The sequence below is a fragment of the Alphaproteobacteria bacterium US3C007 genome, assembly GCA_034423775.1.
In the GTDB taxonomy this organism is placed as follows: Bacteria; Pseudomonadota; Alphaproteobacteria; order Rhodobacterales; family Rhodobacteraceae; genus Thalassovivens; species Thalassovivens spotae.
This window is the reverse complement of record CP139918.1, coordinates 2,823,260-2,843,534: the sequence shown is the minus strand read 5'-3', so window position 1 is coordinate 2,843,534 and position 20,275 is coordinate 2,823,260. Positions and strand designations below refer to the sequence as shown.

Here is a 20,275-nt window from a genome sequence, read left to right as displayed (position 1 = left end):
GCTGTCCTTTATTAAAACACCAGTGCCATCATCAATCAGTTGACCCGCTGAATAATTAGTGCTGCATTCGAGTTTATGAGAATGAAAAGGGCTAATGACAATGACTGTGGCAAATGTTGTAATGTTTGAGTTTGATACGCCAGAGGAACTTAAGGGTTGGGCGCAACAATACGGTAAGTCAGGGCCCTTTCCCAATAATATTATCTCCTTATTTGTTCAGACTGGAGATACCTCAGCTATTGGCATCAACACTTACCCTGATGAAGAAACTAGAGCAGTTGCTGACCAGCACAGGGTGAATTTTATCGAAGATCAACGTGAGAACTTTAGTGTGAGGGAAGTTATGCCCTTGAGTGGGCCAGTCTTAGTTGAGTTTATCAACGGAGTACTGAACAATAACACTGAGAAAGATTAACTTAAATGTACTGTATCAAAGCCGAGATACCACAAAACATTTGTGACATAGATGATGAGTTAAAAGCTATTTATCATGGCAAAGACACAGTTTGTATTTGGGTTTTTCAATCCAGAGAGGACAGAAACAACTTTATGGATGATACAGCGGGGATGCTAAAAGCTGAACGTGAAAGCCACTATGAAAAATACTTCAGCTAAACAATTCCTGTCTTTATCCGTATCAATTATAGACTTACTTTTTCTCCCTCGCTTTAAAACTGGCCCTGCTTAATCGGTAGGGTCATTCTTTAGGTAAGTAATACCTTTTCGAAGCAGCTTATCTGTTTTCAACACTCTCGATTAAAGTCGCAAGACGCTCCATCAAGCCGCTATCTTCAACCCGCATTTCAAAACAATCGTTGTCTTTAAGAAACTTTAGCTTTTCACTTGTCCAGATTTCCAGCTTCAAACCTTCAACTTCTTTAGCCTTGTCAAATGTTCCGAGTGGCATACCCACAACGCCCTCTAATATTTCTGGTCTGGCTGAAACTCTGACATAACATTTGGGGCAGAAACCCATCTTCATATTTCCACCACTACCACCTTCATACTCGTAATAAACTTGGTCCCCCGAAAAATTCACTTCATCTTCTTGATAATACATACCCATATTCACAGACCCAGTTAAACGTCGGCATGAGGAACAATTACATTGCATCGAAAGCATTGGGTTTAAGTCAGTTTCAAACTTCACCTGTCCACAGTGGCAGCCACCTGAATGTTTCATTTCACTCTCCCTCTTTAAATCCTCTCAATTCTAACAAACGATACGAAGCACCTCAGTTCAGGTCAAACTTATTTCTTATTTTTGTATTTCTAGGGGATTTGGGGTGAGGTGAAGGCTATTAGTGAAGAAGTACCGATACGCAGTGAAACAGCAGACGGGCTAAAGTATTTTTTTTATTTTACACCTATAGGTAGTTATTAAGTACCATCGAATCTACCTTTGATTATATCAGGGGTCCCATATAAATCAAGTAAGCATGGGTATAAACTAGCTGCTATTATCACCTTAGAAATATCCTCTAAATACATTGTAAACATTACATTCTTATAGACATCCTAACTGTGTCACTAGCATCAACGGTCGTTGGTGGACACGACACAATAGAGGGATTCTTATTATGAAACAGAGGTTCATCTCACTACTTAGAGTATCGACTGACAAACAAGGTATCTCAGGACTAGGATTAGAAGCCCAACGTGACCATGTGGGTCGCTATATTGAGGGCGTAGGCGGGGAACTCATCCAAGAGTTTGTAGAGGTAGCCAGTGGACGTAAGACAGACCGAACTGTCCTTAATCAAGCGATAGAACTCTGTCAGGTCTACAATGCCACCCTTATCCTTAAGTCATTCGATAGATTAAGCCGTGATGCCCACTTCCTATTGGGTTTACAGAAGTCAGGCATACGCTTTCTTGCCAGTGATAACCCCCAAGCCAATGAACTCACCGTGGGAATACTGGCCCTTGTAGCCCAACAAGAAGCCCAAGCTATAAGTTCAAGAACCAAAGCTGCATTGGCTGCTGCTAAAGCTAGAGGTGTGAAACTAGGTGGTTTCAGAGGGTATGTGGGACGCACCGAAGACCTTCAGGCAGCAACAGAGAAGCGCATGGAGAACGCTAATCTAAAAGCCACCAGACTTAAGCCAATACTTGAAAGGGTTAATCCTGACGGTTCCCTGTCGCTGCACAGGGTAGCCAAGGCACTTAATCAAGAAGAGATACCTACAATGTCAGGGAAAGGTCAGTGGAATGCTAAGTCAGTCCAAAGGGTCTACAAACGATTAGCCGCCTGACCCCCTCCAGTGGAAAATGACCCCATCAGCGAAATTAATTCAGTTATTTAAAGTAAGTCCTTGCGCTCGTAGAGCAAAAGCGCCGCCCAAAACCCCCATATGATTTTAAGGTAAGCCATTATCAAAACCACCTAGAAGCTTTTGCTGGAAAGCTACAAATAAGCATAGAACTACCTATAGCTTTGAGATGAAAACCTTTCTGGTCTTCGAATGAAGCAAGCGGTATGCTGTAAGACAACATGCATTGGCCTAACCAACCACAAGAAATCAGCATATTCAAAAATGAAAAATAAAAGAGCTAAAAACTCAGACACCCCACAAATTGATCACGGTTCATTTAGCTCTATCGATGAAAAGGTACTGCTTAATCAGAAAAATATAGAACATAAGCCTAAGGTTTTGCTGCTTTATGGCTCACTTCGTGAACGTTCATTTAGTAGGCTGATGACCGAAGAGGCAGCTAGAGTACTATCGCTCTTAGGAGCAGAAACAAAAACATTTAATCCGAGTGGTCTACCATTACCTGATGACAGCGACGAAACCCATCACAAAGTCCAAGAATTGAGAATGTTAGTCAATTGGAGTGAAGCAATGGTATGGTGTTCCCCAGAGCGCCATGGAACGATTACAGGTATTATGAAAGCTCAAATTGATTGGATACCATTGTCCATAGGGTCTGTTCGTCCGACACAAGGTAAAACATTAGCGGTCATGCAAGTAAATGGCGGCTCACAAAGTTTTAATGCTGTTAATCAATTACGTATTTTAGGTCGTTGGATGCGATGTGTTACCATTCCTAATCAATCATCAGTTCCAAAAGCGTTTCAACAATTTGATGAGAATGACCGAATGAAACGCTCTCCATTTTATAACCGTATGGTCGATGTGATGGAGGAGCTTGTGAAGTTCACGATTTTAACCCGAGGATGCTCAGATTATTTGGTCAACCGCTATAGCGAAAGGGTTGAAACCGCTGAGGAGCTTACAGTTAGGGTAAATCAAAGCGACTGAATGCAAATAACCGCTTTAGTGGCCCACCAGTGAGCAAAAACTTACTTTATAAACCCATATCAAAGAGCCGTCTGTATTGAGCTTGTAGAGATTCTCTGTGGACTTCTGAGGGGCTGCTGGTTCAGGTGTTTTCTCAAGCCTATCTTGAGCCGTGAGAATACGGTAGCGAACTGAGTTTGCGTTAAGCATAGAAAGCCCTGTTGTGTTCTGCTGGTCCAGTGTCAATGCCTTTGTTTAATTTGTCTAAGTTATGGTAGAAACCCGAAAGTCTAAATCAGGAAACCGATTATCATGCTGCGATTAATCAGATTTGTGTTCAGGCTGTTTAGATCAGCTATTTTCTTATTCTTATTAGCCGTTGGTTTAGGATTAGCTCTTCTGCAAACCAGCTTAAGTTTAGCCAGTGCAACAGCCCAAGTCGCCACTCTATCAGCTAACGCAGCAACAGCAGCTGCACTACATAAAAAGCAGATGGCTAAAGCTATTTCTAAAGAGAAGGCGAAGGCTAGGCTTAAACGACTGATTGTAGCAGTTCCTCTTCTTGGCACAGGCGCAGCAGTAGCTTTTGAAGGAAATGACTTGAAAGTTTGGCTTGCGGAAAACCCAGATAAATCTCCTACGGATTATGGGTGTGAGATAGCATCCTCTTCGGCAGAAGTTATGGATGAGGTACTAGCTGAATTACCTGAAAAGTTTCGTCCTTCAAGTGATCTGATTATGTCTCGAATGCCTGAGTGCAATGAGCCCAGCACTGATAATTGAAGACACCCACGGCGCAGAAGGTCTACCCAAAGCACAAAGCATTTAACCGCAATTATCACTTTAGATGTCTGAATTAAATCTCTGATATAATTAATAAATACATAAATATTATCAATAAACAAGTAACCTGCACATGACCAACAGAACCCAAGCAGGCAGCGTAAAAACATTTGCTTTATACACTCAATAAGTCTCAACTTGTTCCAGTAATTGGGGGGGCTATGTGGGATGACAAATAGAAGTATGGATAACCTAGACCCCATAGACAGATACTTTTCAGAAGTTCTAGACGTACATACTTGGTCAAACCATCCTGAGATAAGAGACTTAACTAACCTTCTATTCGATGAACTTGGCTGTGCTGAGTTACAGTCCAGATCTAATAATCAAGGCAAGATCAAAGTAAAAGATATGCTGAGGGTTCTTCTCTTAGATCTTTATGTTCGTTGGCTGACTGACCCAAATCTGGCTACTGGCTTCCACAAGCACCCAAGGAACTACAAGCCAAATAGCAGATACAATGCGTTATATATCAACAGAAAGATAATAGCTGTTGAGAGGTTACTGGAAGAGCATGGATACTTAGGCGTCTTAAAACATTACAATGAGAGATCAGGTACTGGCCCTAGTTTCTCTACACGAATAAGACCTAGTCAGAAGCTGGTAGAACACTTCAATAAACTGACAGTAGAGCTACACGACATAGACAAACACTATAATCAGGAATGTATTATTCTCAGACAAAAGTACTTCGATGATGAGGATCGGAGAAACACGACAGTCGATCTTGAGTATCACGATACTGACTTTACCAATACAATACGAAACCAACTACAAACCTATAATACCCTTCTAACGACTTCCTTCATTGATATTCCATCATTCTCTAAGGCGTCCTTCTCTAGAGCTATAAAAAAGGGCAAGAGAGCAGGTCAGAGGACAACAATCTCTATTGGGCCAGACAACAAGTTCGTAAGACGTATCTTTAGTGGAGGACTAGAGAGTGACTGGAAACTCAATGGCAGGTTTTATGGTGGTTGGTGGCAACAGATAGATAAGGAATACAGAAGCCACACCTACATAAATGATGAGCCAACCTATGAATATGATCTAAAGGCTTTACACCCTACATTATTATCCAACAGAGCAGGCATAGAGCTTCCAGCAGACCCATATAGCCTACAAGACCATTTACTTACTCAGACAAGCCCACAGCAGCAGAGACAGTACGTTAAACTACTAGTCCTTATGGCTATCAATGCTTCCACGCCAAGTGACGCTTATGCAGCCTTTAGGAATAACGACAGAAAGGACAAACTTGCGGCCAGCCTAACCAACAATACCCTCTCATCTCTCCTTAAATCCTTCTTTGATGAACAACCTCATATGGAACAGTTCTTATGTAAAGGACTAGGACTTGAGCTAATGGCAGTAGATGGTCAAATAGCTAATATGGTTATTGATTACTTCACTAAACAGAATGAACCAGTTCTTTGCATCCATGACAGTTTCTTAATCAACTACAAGAAGGGTGAAGAGCTTAGAAGGATTGTATCTAACAGTACATTTCAACTCACTGGATACAGAATACAGCAAGACATTAAGAATGAGAGATTAGAAACAACAACACCAGTAAAGGGTAACATAGAGGGATATAAAGAACCTATAGACGTTACCTTCCACACACCAAACAGAATTGAAAGAACTGATCAGTATGTAGCTAGAAGGGATAAATTCTATAAGTGGACAGAACTAAAGAGTGAGTAACTTGTTTGTTGTAAATCTGAATAAGTTATTAAGTTGGTGGTTGTTATTACTTTGTTGTTATTCCGCCTATAGCACCCCCTCCTCCATTACTGGAACAAGTTGAGATAATGACCTTAGATCTAGAAGAATACATCACCAAACGCATGCAGATGTCACACATTTACCAGCCCGTGATGCTAAAAGTGTTATTAGAAAATTCTGGTGAGGCATCAGTAGATCAGATCGCATCAGCACTTCTCACCTATGATCAATCTCAAATGGAATATTACGGCAAAAGAACAAAACAGATGGTTGGGAAAGTCCTAACGAAAAATGGTGTAGTAGAACCCATCAGATCTGGTCGAGCGACTAAAGGTTATAGGCTCAACTCAGAAGCTCTTACAGAAGCCCAAAGAGCGTCACTGATAGCCGAATGCGATAAGAGTATTTCAGATTACCTAGATAAACGTGGTGACCGGATATGGCAGCATAGAGCTTCCGAGAGTGGTTATGTTTCAGGCTCCACAAGATACAATGTCCTTAAAAGAGCAAAATACCGTTGTGAATTGTGCGGTGCGCACGAAACCCAAGTAGCACTCCATGTTGATCATATTATGCCACGATCAAAGGGTGGCCCCGACGATCTGAGTAACTTTCAAGCATTGTGTCAGACCTGCAATACCAACAAACGGGCAGAGGATGATACTGACTTTAGGGGCATACTAGACAGTTACAGTGATAGAGATGCTGATTGTGTCTTTTGTAATAACTGCGCTGGGCGGATCATAGCCGAGAATGAACTATGCTTTGCCATCAGAGATGGTTTTCCAGTTACAGACTTACACACTCTGATAATTCCAAAGAGACATGTTGCAGATTTCTTTGATCTCTACCAACCAGAACTCAATGCTATTCACGATCTTCTTTCACGGCAGAGGCAAAGCATAATGCATGAGGATAAAACAGTGACTGGCTTCAATGTTGGCATCAACGCAGGGAAATCAGCGGGACAAACCGTATTCCATGTGCATATTCACCTCATACCTAGGCGTAATGGTGATGTAGAAGAGCCGAGAGGTGGTATAAGAGGAGTTATACCTAGGAAACAGTCCTATTGAACTAAGTAAGGGATTTTTGAGGTGACAAAACCGTCTAACATAAGCGACTTTATCTCTGAACTTGATGCCAGTGCTGCGAACCAAATTATCCTTTCAGACATATCAGTTACAACCGCAACACCAGAATTACCTTCACCCCTTTTAACTGCGAGTGGTGCCTTAAAGAATGCTTCACTCGTTTTGGTAACTATGACAAGCAAATGTGGTATCGAAGGTCACAGTTACTTGTTTTCACCTAACGCCAAGCTTTTACCAGCATTAGCTAGTGCAGTATCAGTCGCCTTTGAAGAGGTTAAAGGCAGAAGTTGCTCACCAGAAATGAATACAGATTACCTGTTAGATAAGTTTAAGTTGTTCGGCGGCACAGGTATCCTGACAATGGCTTTTGCTGCGGTCGATATGGCTTCTTGGGATTTACTTGCTCATGCGCTGAGAAAGCCACTGTATCGTCTTTGGGGCGGTATAAAGACGCCCATACCTTCCTACGAAAGTTCAGGTTTAAGCATTGGTAGCATTAATCAGGTTTTGAAACAGGCAGAAACCTTTCTAATTAACGGTAATAGTAGAATGAAGGTCCGACTGGGCTACGAAACAGTTGAACAAGAGGTCAGTTTGTTGAGCCGTCTGAAAGAGGAACTTGGTCACGACATCGAATTGATGGTGGATTATAACCAAGGACTAACCGTTGATCAGGCATTTGAGCGTTGCAAAAAACTTGATGACCTTGGACTTACATGGATCGAAGAACCAATTTCGGCTGACATGTTGGAGAAAGCCGCAGAACTGACGAAGCAAATTAAAACGCCAATACAACTTGGTGAAAACTTATGGTCGCTGACAGAAGTTGAAAGAGCATTGAACTTAGGTTCTAGTGACTACCTGATGCCCGACGTTGCTAAAATTGGCGGAGCTACCCAATGGCTGAGAAGCGCAAAGTTAGCAGCAAAGCGTGGGGTCAAAGTCTCGTCACATCTTTATCCAGAAATCAGTGCGCACCTTTTATCTTCAATCGAAAACGCACACTATTTGGAATATGCCGATTGGACAAAGTTACAATTCGCTGGCCATATAACTTCAAAAAATAACCAGCTCTGCATCAATGACACATACGGCGTAGGTCTACATGGTTTTTAGGCATCAGATTGACGTCAAAGGCCCTAGAGGTGGTGTGAAGGGCGTCATTCCAACTAAACAAGTCTACTAAAGAGAAAATAGACCACCCTCCCCTCTGGACTATTGAACGTGAGAGATCTGGGGATATTCGATGGACGACAGAAGATGAAATCAAGAAGCATGAGATCAGCAGGATGGTTATTGTAGGTTAGATATGAGAACTAATTCCCCAAAACATAGGTACACTTCTCTATTGCCTCCACCTTGGCTTCAAATCCTATATCCTCACCGTATAAGCCATACGTCATAGTATCTAAATCGTGACCAACTATTTGAGCCGCATGAGCTTCAGGAATACCAGCGGTCATCATCTGTGTAGCCAGAGTCTTCCTGAAGCTGTGCAAAACATATTGATGATTGTAGAATTTATCCCTCAAGCGTAGGAACCTGCGCCCCAAGGCATTGCCTCGCTTCTTGTATTTATTATTAGAGGCATCCAACCCAGAAAGTAAAAAGCCATCCTCACTCGTATCAACCAACCGAGATACTAATTGCTTAATCTCGCTGTGTATCGGGATCTCTCGCCATCCAGATTCTGTTTTAGCATCCTCTACAATAAATCTATCTGAGGTCACCTTACTTAAGGGCATTGAGCAAATCTCTTCCCTCCGACAACCAGTATACGCAGCTAATGTTATGAGGTCGCAAAGGAGTTGATCGTTAGGTTTAGCTTTAAGTAACTTATGGTAGTCATCTACCGTAAACGCTTTTCGTTTAGCTTTTACCTGCCTAGTAATTGTGGCCTTGGTTTTTCGTTTTTCAGGATAAATATCTTCTGTTAGGATAGAGCTCGGGTTCGCTTTTGTGAAATGTCTCTTCTTACAGTATCGCCAGTATGACCTGACAAAACCAATCTTCTTTTTTACCGTTCTGAGCGACAGTTTTTCAAGTAACTCAAGAACCCACGCCTCAATATCTCTCTCTGAAATGGTTTCAAACACCTCAAATCTATCGGTAAACAATTTTAAATTACCCCGACACTCATCAGCAGTCTGCATGGTGTACTCTGCTTGAGCCACGAACTCATCAACCCGTTCATGCGTAGCAGTCCACTCACCCGAAACTCTCTTGAAAATGGTAACGGCTGCTAACTTCTCTTGATCTGTGGTGTCTGTCCTCAGTGGGATATCGTACATCGTCTGATTGTCATGATCTCGTAAATACTTTTCGTCGAGAATATCAGCCACACTATTGAGGCCATTTTCTTCAAACCCCTTCCAATTCCGCTCTAACTCTCCCCTGTAAAATGCAACCTGTTCATCAATACCCAAATCGGCACCTAACTTTTTTGAGGATCTCGCAACTTTTATTTGAGTTTTCCATTTTGATATAAGCGGCAGCTTTTTAATGTTTGCTTCAGCAAGGCTATCAGTTTCCAAGCTCTCATAAAACTTAGTTTGATTGAAAAAATGTTGTACGTCCTTGGGTACTTTCAAGGTGGCATGATACACGTTCCAAGGCCTCTCAAGATAAGACGGTAGTTTCGGCATCAAATAATATCCCGTAGGTTTTTCCCGTAGGTAGCACACGTAAATCTAATATTTCAAGAATATAAATGACTTTAAAGCGAATGTACTAGAGTCCCCTACGGGCTGCCACCAAAAATCCTCCATCTAGAAATGACACGCTGAGCAACAGCAGGGTTGTCCGCCTGAAATCCAGCATTAAAATCCAGCCCGATGCTTTTCCCATTACTGATCCCCGTAGGCCATGACAGTTCAGTGAGTGAATATCGGGGCGAATAATAGCCATTCCCACAAATAGGTCTCAGCCTTTTGCACCGCAGCTGGACATATCTGCACAAATAAAACGCACCGCACAACATGTTGACTCCGGTTTTCATGAATGAACGGGCGGGCAGTCATGAAAATGATTCAGTTAAACCTGACATGGTCAAGCCCTCCGACGCAAAAGTGATGAAGATGCACATTAGATTCAGCGGCCCTCGGATCATACAGTGGCCCCTTTCAGCCAGATTTGGGCTTAATCCCTTTGTAAGCTTGGTGGCACAATAGGCAGATTATCGGTTTGTCCTCCCGAAACACGCCGTCATCAGCTTCGATATCTTTTGCATTCAAGACTTGTTCCCTTGGGTCGCAAACACGCCAAGTTTTTTTGGCTGGATAGGCATTTAAAGAGAAGTTAAGTCAGACCCCTTAAGCAGCAATAGCAGGCGCTTGGGCGCCCTACAGCGCGGATCAACTTGATGCGAACATGTCTTTATATTGACCGCGCAGAATATTCTTTTGAACCTTGCCCATCGTATTGCGCGGCAATTCATCAAGCAGGATCAATTTGCGCGGGTGCTTAAAGCGGGCAAGCGCGCTGCGGATGGCGTCCATCATCGCGTCAAGATCAGGTGATTGGCCTGATTCTGCAACGATAACACCCAAGACTGTTTCGCCAAAATCTGGATCGGGCACGCCGATTACCGCGCTTTCCAAAACGCCAATCTGATCATCGAGCACCAGCTCAATTTCCTTAGGATAGATATTATAACCTCCGGAAATAATCAGATCCTTGTTGCGACCCACAATATGCAAGTACCCATCTTCGTCAATTCGCCCCAGATCACCCGTGATAAAAAACCCAGTTTCACGCAATTCTGCAGCGGTTTTGTCAGGCATTTGCCAATATCCTTGAAAAACATTGGCGCCACGCACTTCAACCTCGCCAATTTCGCCTTGCGGCAACGCATGGCCATCAGCATCGCAAATCCTGACCTCAACCCCGGGCAAGGGCAAGCCCACGGTTCCCGCGCGCCGATCCCCTTCATAGGGATTCGAAGTGTTCATATTGGTTTCGGTCATACCATATCGTTCAAGAATGCGATGGCCGGTGCGCGCTTCAAAGCGGGAATGGATTTCGGCTAAAAGCGGCGCCGAGCCAGAGATAAATAGCCGCATATGCGCGGTTGATGCCGCGGTAAAACGCGGATCATCTAGAAAACGCGCGTAAAATGTTGGTACACCCATCAAGGTTGTTGCTTTGGGCATATGTTTGGCGATCGCATCGAGATCAAATTTCGGAAGGAAGATGAGGCTGCCACCCGAAATTAACGAAATGTTGGTTGCCACGAAAAGACCATGCGTGTGAAAAATAGGAAGGGCGTGAAGCAAGACGTCATCTTCCGTAAACTGCCAAGCTTCCACCAGCGCCAATGCGTTTGATAACAGGTTTTTCTGCGTCAACATGGCACCTTTCGATCGCCCTGTGGTGCCGGATGTGTAAAGAAAGGCCGCAAGGTCGTTCTCGCTACGGGCCACCGTTGGAAAAAGAATGGGCATTTTTTGCATCTTGGCGTTCAGCGAGCCGCTTCCATCCGCATTCAGCGTTTCTATTATTGCCCCCAGCCTACCAGCCAAAGGCGCCAGCGCTGCTTGGTTGCGGCCGTCGCAAACGATCAACGAGGCACCACTATTGTCTATAAAGTAGGCAAGCTCATCGACTGTGTAGGCCGTGTTCAATGGCAGGAAAACCAGACCGGCTTGCGCACATGCTGCATATAGGGCCAATGCCTCGGGGGATTTTTCAATTTGAGCTGCGACTCGGTCACCCGGCTTTAGCTCAAGCTGGAGCATCACATTGGCAATTTGGGCCGCACGGCTCAGAAAATGCTGATGCGTGATCGTCGACCCATCCAAAAGATGCAAAAAAGGGGTTGTTTTGCCGGCATGTCGACCAAAAAGACCATCATAAAGCGGGTTTGCCACTGCGTTACCTTTCATCTGTCCGCGCACGCGCGGCTTCTCGAGCAAGGGCCTGTACACCCGGGGTTGCCGCCACATCTTTAGTGCTTACAAAAGCCTCATGGTTCTGAGACACATCACGCAGATCGTAAAGATAGTTGACCATGGCACCACCCGATTGACTTCTTCCATTTTCTGAAATGTCAGCATCCGCATGCACCGCATGGATAATCGCGCCATTTCCAAGATGAAAACGCGCGACCGGATCAGCCGGCAGACCATCCTGCGCTTTCGCATTAAGCAAGTAATCGGCGGCCAATGCTTTCATCTGCCTTGGTTGTTCGCTGTCCCATGCGTGGTTTTCATGCGCAAGCCACTTGGTCAGACTGGGAATGGGTGACAAAGTAACGAATGTTGTGAGCCCCGTCAGCTCGGCAGCAAGATCTGACACCACTTGCTTAATTAATGAATTGCCAAAAGAAATACTCGCCAAACCAGGCTGACAATTGGAAATCGAATAAAAAACTGCCGTATCGGCCTCTGCTTCGGGAAGCGCTTTGCGATCTTGCGCCAACAGCCTTTGAACCGATCCCGGAATACCTTTGTTCAACGCAACCTCCACGAAGATTAACGGTTCGTCTGGCATAGAGGGATGAAAGAACGCAAAACAACGCCGATCCGTTGGCTCTAATCTGCGGCGCAGATCATCCCAGCTATCGATCGCATGGACGGCCTCATAGGCGATAATCTTCTCCAAAATAAGCGCCGGGCTTTCCCAGTTAATCGGGCGCAACACCAGAAAACCACGATTGAACCAACTGGAAAAGAGATGCCGGAAATCCAGATCCAAAGCTTCAAGGTCTGGCACGCCCCGCCCGATCCGCAGAAGATCGGCGCGCATTCGAACCAAAGCTCCCGTGGCACCTGGAACACGATTTAAACGCCGCACCATTTCCTGTCGGGCCGGCTCTGCAGCTGAAGCAAAGGCGCGGTAAGATGCTTTTGACGGTGTTTTTTCATAAGATTCAAGGGTGCGCCGAACGCTCGCTGGATCAATGTTCATCGCCGTCGCAAGATAGTGAAAAAACTCTAATTTCTGCGCGTCATCCATTATCTCGAAGCGCGACAGAATATCCTCGGCGATGGCCAAGCCAGAGATTTCCCCTGTGGTTCCAACCAAGTCATCTGCCAATGCGCTCAGAGGTCGACGATCACTTTGTAAAGGCATCCTGCGGCGATAGCGCCGCGCAAACACCGTTGACAGAAGGTCAGATAGGTTCATGGAGTCAAATGCCCTTTCAAAAAAGCCGCAATGTTGCGCATAGATTGCTGCGCCTCCGGGATGCGGTGGTGCCATTCAAAAACATGCCACAGCCCCTCCCAGACCTGCAAATCAACCTCTACACCGCTTTCTCGAAGGCAGCGTGAAAGACGCACGGACAAGCTCAGCAACAAGTCTCGCGTGCCCGTTGTAATGAGGCAGGGCGGAAACGCGCTATCATAAGACCCGTTGATTGGAGAAATATCGGGATTTGTGATGTCATGATCACCAGCATAGAGCCGCGCAGCCGTTTTAGACTCTTGTATCTTCAATGAAGGATCCCGCCCGTCATTGAACATCTGGCTGTCACTCGACATATCAAGATCGCACCACGGCGACAAAAGCGCCACTGCGCGCGGCAAAGGAAAGCCTGCCCTTTTTGCGCGTAACATCGCAGCAAGCACCAGATTGCCCCCAGCAGATTCGCCAACACATGCAAATGGTCGTTCGCAAAGCGCCTGATAAACAGAAAACCCATCATCAATGGCAGCGGGCCAAGGATGTTCTGGGGCCAGCCGATAGCTTGGGATGATCAGCGCAGCACCTGTCATCGCGCAAAGGGGCGCTGCGATGGTTAAGTCCTCATATGCACTGCCTTGGATGAACCCTCCACCGAACCCATAAAGTATCGGCCAAGATACCGTGGTTTTAGGCGGTCTTACCTCTAAACACTCGACATCGTTGATGATGATATGGCGGGTTGTCACTTTGGTGGTTGCCAAAACCTGCCTAACCGCCGGAGTGATATAGGCTTTTGTCGCGGACCGCAGATCCGCCAATGTCGTCTCCGAGCGCCCCGACGGCGCGGGTTCCTCGTTGCAAAGAAAGCGCTGAGCTTCCGCGCTGAGATGTCCCTTGAGCATCAAATACCTCTCCTTTTGCATCTCTTATACAGCCCTTGGCTAAGGCCAGATTCTCATCAGAAAATAAGCTTGTTTAAATCTGCCCCGCGCCTTGCAATGGCAAGCCGCGAGGCAAGCGTTTTTCTGGATCATAAAACGGGAGATCAACGATCGTGCAAGTGACCTTGTCAGATTGCTGCGATTTTAAGGTTAGCGTTTTGCCAGACCACTCATCGGGCTGATCAAACCGGGCATACCCTATTCCGCACTTCAAATAGGGTGAAAGCGCACCAGTTGTGACCATCCCAACGGGCGCACTGCCGCTAAGGATTAAATCGCCGGAGCATGGGGTGGCCGCAATGCAGCGCAATCCAAAAATTCGGGTTGCAGGAGCGGCCGCCTTTAAGGCATCGCGGCCTATAAAACCTTTTTTACTGAGATCAACAAACCGCTCCAACCCTGCCTCATAAGGGGTCATAGAGATGTCAAAATCGCTGCCGCTATCTAAAATGCCAGCCTCGATCCGGCGTGTATTCATCGCCTGCATGGAACTGAAAACCAGACCATGAGGGGCTCCTTTTTGCATCAAGTGATCCCACAAGCGCGGACAATCTGTTTGATCGCCAAGGGTGTAGAGTTCATACCCCAATTCTCCGGTCCACCCCGTGCGCGAAACATAGACTTGCTGACCGTCAAAATCAAAAAAGCCAGAATGAAAATATTTCAAGCTTTCGGTGAGCGCGCCCGAAGATGCAGCCTGCATAATAGGAAATGAGTTTGGCCCCTGCAGCTGCAATACCCGCGACTTAGGATCGCTAAACGTGACATCAAAGCCATGGCTATGGGCCAAAAGCCATGGCTCTAGATCACCATCAGGATGCACAAACCAAAAGCGGGTCTCCGCCAGTCGAAACAAGATGCCATCCATAAAAATACCACCTTGATGGGTGCAAATCAACGCATAGCGCCCGCGATCAATTTTCATATCGCCGATCCGTCTGGCGACGATGCGCTCGAGAAAGGCAACAGCATCGGGGCCAGAAATTTCGACAGGGCGTTCGGGCACATCGAATAGCGCTGCCTGTTTTCGCAGGGCCCAATACCCCAACTCTGAAGGATCGCCGTTATGATAGGCAAAGAAACGGCCCGCTGCTAGGCGTAACACCGTCTGATCATTGGCATAGCAATGATGAAAAGGCGATAATTCGTTGCCCCCAATATAGGTCGGGAAGATATGCGCAGGATCAAGAGCAGGATGCTCATTCATCAGCGGCCTGCACTTTCACCCCATCATAGAAGGCACAAATCTTATTCCCGTCAAAATCGCGAATATAAGCATAGCAGATCCTGCTTCCCTCTTCGCGCGGACCAGGGGCGCCCTCATCGCTGCCGCCGTTTTGTAAACCCAGCCTATGAAACTGCTCAAGCGCTTGCATTGTTGGAGCGGACAGGGCGATCATCGTTCCGTTCCCGGGCGTTGCCGAGGCTTGATCAAAGGGCCTAGTGACGTAAAATTCAATTGCATCTTTTGCAGCTTTAGGGGCGTAAGCCGCGTAGGTTTCTACACGTTCAACCTGTACCAATCCAAGCGGAGCCAGAAGAGCATCGTAAAATCTTGCGCCTCGATCCAGATCATTTGTGCCGATCATCACATAGCCAATCATGTCTTCCCTCTTTTTTTTCGAGTAGTCGCTTGCTTATGGGCATGGCGCAAACTCTGCATTTTGCCACAGATCCGCATCAATCCGCGGCAAGGGCGCGCGACCCAAAATATCATCGCTGAGTTTTTCGGCCAGCATGATGGTGGGCGCATTTGTATTCCCGTTGGTTACAAACGGCATGATAGAGGCATCGACCACCCGCAGCCCAGACACACCATGCACCCGCCCGCGCGCATCCACTACGGCCCCCTTATCCGTCGCTGCCCCCATCCGGGCCGTGCAGGACAGGTGCCATTGTGTTGTCGTATGAGATGTCAGAACCTGATCGAGCTCATCGTCTGAATGGATGTCAGAGCCCGGAAAAATCTCATCCCCTTTAAGATCGGAAAAGGCAGGTTGCTCAACAAGCTCTCGGACCAAGCGGATACCTTTGCGCATAAGATCTCGGTCGCGCGCGTCTTTGAGATAGTTCACCAAGATGCGCGGCGGATCGCTAGGATCGGAAGAGCGCAGCTCTATTTTGCCGCGGCTATGCGCCCGCATCAGCCCAACATGAATTTGAAAGGCATGCTCTTGAAGCGGCGCCCATGTTCTATCATCGACCGCAATCGGCGAAATGATGATCTGCAAATCCGGATAGTCCACGCCCGGCCCCGAGCGGACACAGCCCAGACCTTCAAACAGGTTAGAGGCGACGATGCCGCCGCGTGTCATCATCCATTGAATCCCGGCCCCTAGTTTGGCCAGCGGCTTTGTCTTGGGCCAAAACGAAACGGGCTGCTTGCATTTATACTTCAGCACGAAATCAGGATGATCATTCAGGTTTTGGCCAACACCTGGAAGATCACTCAGAACGTCCAACCCCATATCTCGAAGATGCCCAACCGGACCGATACCTGAAAGCATGAGAATCTGCGGCGACCCAACGGCGCCCGCGCTCAGAATAATCTCTTTTCGAACATGGGCGCTGCGCAAGATGCCAGCGCCGGTTTTATAGGTCACTGCCACGGCTTTGGTACCGTCAAAATTAATTTTCTGCACCAGCGCCCGCGTCAGTATGGTCAGGTTTGATCGCTTGCGCACGGGATCAAGATACGCCCTCGCGGTGCTCCAGCGCTCGCCCTTAAAAACGGTGCGATCCGAGACGCCGAAACCTTCCTGACAATAGCCGCTCACATCGTTTGTTATGGGGTATCCAGCCTCTTGGCCCGCTTTGATAAAGGCCAGCGTGATTGGATCCTGAGGATCCGCGCGGTGCACGTGAAGCGGACCACCTGCGCCGCGGAACGCATCCCCGCCGCCGCCATAGTTTTCCATGCGTTTGAAATATGGCAGAACATCTGCGTACCCCCAACCGGGGCATCCGGCCTGCTGCCACCCATCATAATCCAACGCATGCCCGCGGATGAAGACCATGCCATTAATCGATGACGACCCACCAATTGTTTTGCCGCGGTCATGTTGAATAACGCGGCCATCCAACCCGGGCTCAGGCTCACCTTGAAACGCCCAATTATGCGTTGTGCTGGTCAGGTTTGACAACACGGCCGCCGGCATTTTGAGGGAAAGCGCGCCCGTATCACGGCCGGCCTCAATCAACAAAACCCGATTGCGTGCATCACTGCTGAGGTGATTGGCCAAAACACAACCAGCCGATCCTGCCCCTATAATGATGTAATCGAATTCCATTTCGACATTCTCCGCAAAATTTCGCCCAATCCACGCCTTGTTTGATTCTTGAACCGCCTGCGTGGACGTTTTGTTAACTTTTCTTTTAAAGATATACTTACCGTTTGACAATATACTGACCAAAGGTTAGTAAAAATTGAATACTGACTGGAGACGTTGGTGCAACTCAACTCGGCTTTAGCATCTGTAAAAATTCCGACCGGACTAAATTTCGGCCCGGTTGCCTTGTTGCGTTTGGAAACTTGGATTACCGCTCCCGAAATGGGGGGCGATGAATGGGGGCACGTAAAACCATGCTTATTCGTTCGCCTCACCACGAAAGACGGAATATATGGCTGGGGTGAAGCTTTTGTGCTGCCCTATCGTAAAAAAGCGGTTGCAGAAATCATTCATGCACTGGGTCGATCGGCAAACAAACTAAAATCTATTTCACCTTGGGCATTTCTTGATCTGGCAAAGCAGGCTGCCGCGCACCATCTGCGCTTGAAGTTTAGCGCCGCGAGTAGCGCGTTAAAAATGGCCTTATGGGATATATCAGGCAAACTTTTGAACGCACCGCTCTGCGACTTATTGGGCGGCGATCACAACCGCGCCATTCCGATTCATGGAAATATCCGGAGCGCCACGCAATGGGGTGTCGCTTCGTTTGAAACACGCGCAACGGATCTTGTTGCTCAAGAGTATAGGGCGATCAGAATCCACCCCATGCTGAACCACGCGGCGCAGGACGCCGCGATCGGCGATGACATTGCGCTTCTGGTTGATTTGGATGCTCAAGGCAATGCCGACGCCGCGATACAGATCGCACAGGCAATCAAACCCGCGCATGCCTATTGGTTTGAAGAACCCATCGACGGAAACGACAGTCAGGCCCTTGCTCAGATCCGCAAAGACACGGGGCTGCGCGGTGTGACGGGTGAAAAACATTGCGGTTTGGCACATTTTCGTGCCGTACTGGCTGCAGGTGCCGCCGATATTCTAAACCCTGACATAGCCGCAGTAGGGGGAATTTTGGACCTGCTTGAGCTTGTAGAACTGGCCAAGCAGCAAGGCGTTCAGATCTCGCCACATTGCTCGAGTTCTATGACTGTTGCGGCCGCGGCGATGCTCCATGTTTGCGCGTCAATCCCCAACGCTGAACTGGCCGAAATATATCCCGCATATATCCCATATGGCGAAAAATTTGCGCTTAAAGCGTTCCATCTGGAAGGAGAGTATGCCCATCTTTCATATAAGCCGGGGATTGGTGTTGACCTTAATGTATCGGCTCTGCACACTCTGAGTGAGCATCATCAATCCACTTGCCTGAGCCTTGCGGAGGCAACCTGTTGAACGCATCCCTTGAAGTCAAAGCGAAACTTGCCTGCCTTTATGCAGGCGCTGTGTGGGGATTATTCTGGATTCCCCTAAGGGCTCTCGAAGACGCAGGGATTCACGGTCTTTGGATCACCGTTGTTTATTTTCTTATACCGACAATCTGCATTACTCCCGTTACCCTAAAGCGATGGAAGCATGTCAAAAAGGGTGGGCTTTCATTGCAACTAACCGCAATGTTATCGGGCGGAGCATTGCTGCTTTACTCAACGTCAATCGTATACACGGATGTGGTGCGGGCCATGCTGCTGTTTTATCTCACGCCGATATGGGCGACGATATTGGCACGGATCTTTCTAAACGATGCGATCAGCCCAAGCCGCATACTTGCTATGGCGATGGCCATTCTAGGCATGTTGACCATTTTTGGCCTGGGCGCGCGGTTTCCCATCCCGCAAAATATAGGGGATTGGCTTGGTATTGCCTCGGGGGTTCTTTGGGCGATAGCGACGGTGCGCCTGCGCATGTCTGAAAGCCATTCAGCCATCGAGTTGACGGCCGGTTTTTTTCAGTGGTCGCTGATCTTTTCGGCAAGCGCTGCCTTTTTACTGGCCCCCGCTTATATACCAAAAGTTGAGCAGGCTTTACCGGCGCTGCCATTGCTACTGATTTTCATGGCTCTTCTGGTTTTGCCCGGCACCTATGCCTCGCTTTGGGGGCCAAAATATCTAAGCCCAGGTATCGTTGGCCTATTATTCATGACCGAAATCGTCGTTGGGGCAATTTCGGTAGCGCTTTTAGCTGGCGAACCCTTTGGTATCCGTGAACTTACGGGCGTTTTGCTTATCGCCGGGGCGAGCATGCTGGAACCACTTTTGGCGCTCCGTCGCCCGCGTCGAAATCTCCATCCCATTGATTAAACGGCGCTCTAAACTTGCAGGAATTTTTCTTTAAAAGCCTTAGAGCCCAGCGCAATATCTGCAACTGACTTAATCTTCTTGCGGGCCTCTTTATGCTTGATGGCGCTTATTTCATCCAAAGGCAGCATTTTTTCGATGGCAAATTGCATTTCCGATATGGCCATATTGGTTTCGACAGGGTGCGGCAACAGGCCAGCGCGCACCCAAATGCCATCAATATGAACCCCAAGATGGCGCGCCACCTGCTCGGCCTCCTGTTCTGGCAAAAAATGTTTCAACTCATGCATCAAGTTGCTTCTGATGCGTTCATTATTGGCAATCTGAACGCGCTGGCAGTCTGTATTATGGGGCACTTCAGAAATCAGAGACACCCAAGCTTGGCACACTTGACGGTTAAAAATAGTTTCAAAAAAATTGGCGACGATAATCGCCCAGAGCCGTTCATACGGGGTTTCGGCATAGCGGTATAATTCAACAACAGATCCGCTGAGCAACGTGTTTGATCTTCGAAAAACGGCTTCAAGCAAAGCACTTTTATCTTTAAAATGGTGCAGCACCACACCTTTTGAAACACCCGCAATATCGCCAACTTTTTCCAATGTAGTTTTTCGCAAACCGTATCGAATCACCGCCTCAAAGGCAGCACGAGACAGTTCGACGCGTCTAATAGCTCGGATGGAACTGGTTCGCATATGGGAGCACCCTCAGAAATCTACATTGTTATTATTGCCATAGTTTTGACGAAAAACCTGAAAAACACAACCATTGACATAA

18 protein-coding genes are annotated in these 20,275 nt (G+C 47.1%); 9 read left to right on the top strand and 9 right to left on the bottom strand.

Annotated features, from left to right (window positions below; genetic code table 11):
• Positions 1 to 100: 100 nt before the first annotated feature.
• Positions 101 to 415, top strand: a complete 315-nt coding sequence (locus UM181_13545) for a hypothetical protein (protein WQC62332.1) — start codon at positions 101 to 103, stop codon at positions 413 to 415.
• 318 nt (positions 416 to 733) lie between these two features.
• Here the strand turns inward: UM181_13545 and UM181_13540 are convergent, their stop codons facing one another.
• Positions 734 to 1,183 carry a GFA family protein gene (locus UM181_13540; GenBank protein ID WQC62331.1) on the bottom strand — a complete coding sequence of 150 codons (450 nt, stop codon included), beginning with the start codon at positions 1,181 to 1,183 and terminating at the stop codon, positions 734 to 736.
• Positions 1,184 to 1,580: 397 nt separating this feature from the next.
• Here UM181_13540 and UM181_13535 point away from each other — a divergent pair, with 397 nt between their 5' ends.
• The 6 genes from UM181_13535 (at position 1,581) to UM181_13510 (ending at position 8,026) form a co-directional block, all read left to right on the top strand.
• Positions 1,581 to 2,255, top strand: coding sequence for a recombinase family protein (locus UM181_13535; protein ID WQC62330.1), 675 nt, complete (start codon positions 1,581 to 1,583; stop codon positions 2,253 to 2,255).
• A gap of 282 nt (positions 2,256 to 2,537) precedes the next feature.
• Positions 2,538 to 3,266, top strand: coding sequence for an arsenical resistance protein ArsH (arsH, locus tag UM181_13530; protein WQC62329.1), 729 nt, complete (start codon positions 2,538 to 2,540; stop codon positions 3,264 to 3,266).
• A gap of 291 nt (positions 3,267 to 3,557) precedes the next feature.
• Positions 3,558 to 4,028: a hypothetical protein gene (locus tag UM181_13525; protein ID WQC62328.1), complete on the top strand. Its 471-nt coding sequence runs from the start codon at positions 3,558 to 3,560 to the stop codon at positions 4,026 to 4,028.
• A gap of 243 nt (positions 4,029 to 4,271) precedes the next feature.
• Positions 4,272 to 5,795, top strand: a complete 1,524-nt coding sequence (locus tag UM181_13520) for a hypothetical protein (protein ID WQC62327.1) — start codon at positions 4,272 to 4,274, stop codon at positions 5,793 to 5,795.
• 107 nt (positions 5,796 to 5,902) lie between these two features.
• The gene (locus UM181_13515; protein WQC62326.1) at positions 5,903 to 6,892 is read left to right on the top strand and encodes an HIT domain-containing protein; all 990 of its coding nucleotides are present in this window, start codon (positions 5,903 to 5,905) and stop codon (positions 6,890 to 6,892) included.
• A 21-nt stretch (positions 6,893 to 6,913) separates the two neighbouring features.
• Positions 6,914 to 8,026 carry an enolase C-terminal domain-like protein gene (locus UM181_13510; GenBank protein ID WQC62325.1) on the top strand — a complete coding sequence of 371 codons (1,113 nt, stop codon included), beginning with the start codon at positions 6,914 to 6,916 and terminating at the stop codon, positions 8,024 to 8,026.
• 200 nt (positions 8,027 to 8,226) lie between these two features.
• Here the strand turns inward: UM181_13510 and UM181_13505 are convergent, their stop codons facing one another.
• From UM181_13505 to UM181_13475, 7 genes are all read right to left on the bottom strand, one after another.
• Positions 8,227 to 9,555 (bottom strand): tyrosine-type recombinase/integrase, encoded by a 1,329-nt coding sequence (locus UM181_13505; protein ID WQC62324.1) that lies wholly within the window; start codon positions 9,553 to 9,555, stop codon positions 8,227 to 8,229.
• A 708-nt stretch (positions 9,556 to 10,263) separates the two neighbouring features.
• Positions 10,264 to 11,778 (bottom strand): malonyl-CoA synthase, encoded by a 1,515-nt coding sequence (locus UM181_13500; protein WQC62323.1) that lies wholly within the window; start codon positions 11,776 to 11,778, stop codon positions 10,264 to 10,266.
• A gap of 4 nt (positions 11,779 to 11,782) precedes the next feature.
• Positions 11,783 to 13,036 carry a malonyl-CoA decarboxylase gene (locus UM181_13495; protein WQC62322.1) on the bottom strand — a complete coding sequence of 418 codons (1,254 nt, stop codon included), beginning with the start codon at positions 13,034 to 13,036 and terminating at the stop codon, positions 11,783 to 11,785.
• Positions 13,033 to 13,938 carry an alpha/beta hydrolase gene (locus UM181_13490; GenBank protein WQC62321.1) on the bottom strand — a complete coding sequence of 302 codons (906 nt, stop codon included), beginning with the start codon at positions 13,936 to 13,938 and terminating at the stop codon, positions 13,033 to 13,035. Before UM181_13490 ends, UM181_13495 begins: the two co-directional genes overlap by 4 nt.
• A 73-nt stretch (positions 13,939 to 14,011) precedes the next feature.
• Complete coding sequence (locus UM181_13485; GenBank protein ID WQC62320.1) at positions 14,012 to 15,184, bottom strand: aminomethyltransferase family protein; 1,173 nt, start codon at positions 15,182 to 15,184, stop codon at positions 14,012 to 14,014.
• On the bottom strand, positions 15,177 to 15,581 hold the full coding sequence (locus UM181_13480) for a VOC family protein (GenBank protein WQC62319.1): 405 nt from the start codon (positions 15,579 to 15,581) through the stop codon (positions 15,177 to 15,179). Before UM181_13480 ends, UM181_13485 begins: the two co-directional genes overlap by 8 nt.
• Positions 15,582 to 15,614: 33 nt before the next feature.
• Positions 15,615 to 17,267 (bottom strand): choline dehydrogenase, encoded by a 1,653-nt coding sequence (locus tag UM181_13475; protein WQC62318.1) that lies wholly within the window; start codon positions 17,265 to 17,267, stop codon positions 15,615 to 15,617.
• A 159-nt stretch (positions 17,268 to 17,426) separates the two neighbouring features.
• Between UM181_13475 and UM181_13470 the strand changes: the two genes are divergently transcribed.
• Positions 17,427 to 18,599 carry a mandelate racemase/muconate lactonizing enzyme family protein gene (locus UM181_13470; GenBank protein ID WQC62317.1) on the top strand — a complete coding sequence of 391 codons (1,173 nt, stop codon included), beginning with the start codon at positions 17,427 to 17,429 and terminating at the stop codon, positions 18,597 to 18,599.
• A complete protein-coding gene (locus UM181_13465; protein WQC62316.1) occupies positions 18,569 to 19,501 on the top strand; it encodes a DMT family transporter in 933 nt (310 codons plus the stop codon). The genes UM181_13470 and UM181_13465 overlap by 31 nt, the downstream gene beginning before the upstream one ends.
• An 8-nt stretch (positions 19,502 to 19,509) precedes the next feature.
• On the opposite strand, the gene betI is transcribed toward UM181_13465, so the two are convergent.
• Positions 19,510 to 20,193, bottom strand: a complete 684-nt coding sequence (gene betI, locus UM181_13460) for a transcriptional regulator BetI (protein ID WQC62315.1) — start codon at positions 20,191 to 20,193, stop codon at positions 19,510 to 19,512.
• Positions 20,194 to 20,275 lie beyond the last annotated feature (82 nt).

Excerpts from the sequence above, each read along its gene's own strand:
- UM181_13545 (WQC62332.1), top strand. The coding sequence starts at position 101 with ATGACTGTGGCAAATGTTGTAATGTTTGAGTTTGATACGCCAGAGGAA.
- UM181_13540 (WQC62331.1), bottom strand. The coding sequence starts at position 1,183 with ATGAAACATTCAGGTGGCTGCCACTGTGGACAGGTGAAGTTTGAAACT.
- UM181_13535 (WQC62330.1), top strand. The coding sequence starts at position 1,581 with ATGAAACAGAGGTTCATCTCACTACTTAGAGTATCGACTGACAAACAA.
- arsH (WQC62329.1), top strand. The coding sequence starts at position 2,538 with ATGAAAAATAAAAGAGCTAAAAACTCAGACACCCCACAAATTGATCAC.
- UM181_13525 (WQC62328.1), top strand. The coding sequence starts at position 3,558 with ATGCTGCGATTAATCAGATTTGTGTTCAGGCTGTTTAGATCAGCTATT.
- UM181_13520 (WQC62327.1), top strand. The coding sequence starts at position 4,272 with ATGGATAACCTAGACCCCATAGACAGATACTTTTCAGAAGTTCTAGAC.
- UM181_13515 (WQC62326.1), top strand. The coding sequence starts at position 5,903 with ATGACCTTAGATCTAGAAGAATACATCACCAAACGCATGCAGATGTCA.
- UM181_13505 (WQC62324.1), bottom strand. The coding sequence starts at position 9,555 with ATGCCGAAACTACCGTCTTATCTTGAGAGGCCTTGGAACGTGTATCAT.
- UM181_13495 (WQC62322.1), bottom strand. The coding sequence starts at position 13,036 with ATGAACCTATCTGACCTTCTGTCAACGGTGTTTGCGCGGCGCTATCGC.
- UM181_13490 (WQC62321.1), bottom strand. The coding sequence starts at position 13,938 with ATGCTCAAGGGACATCTCAGCGCGGAAGCTCAGCGCTTTCTTTGCAAC.
- UM181_13485 (WQC62320.1), bottom strand. The coding sequence starts at position 15,184 with ATGAATGAGCATCCTGCTCTTGATCCTGCGCATATCTTCCCGACCTAT.
- UM181_13480 (WQC62319.1), bottom strand. The coding sequence starts at position 15,581 with ATGATTGGCTATGTGATGATCGGCACAAATGATCTGGATCGAGGCGCA.
- UM181_13475 (WQC62318.1), bottom strand. The coding sequence starts at position 17,267 with ATGGAATTCGATTACATCATTATAGGGGCAGGATCGGCTGGTTGTGTT.
- betI (WQC62315.1), bottom strand. The coding sequence starts at position 20,193 with ATGCGAACCAGTTCCATCCGAGCTATTAGACGCGTCGAACTGTCTCGT.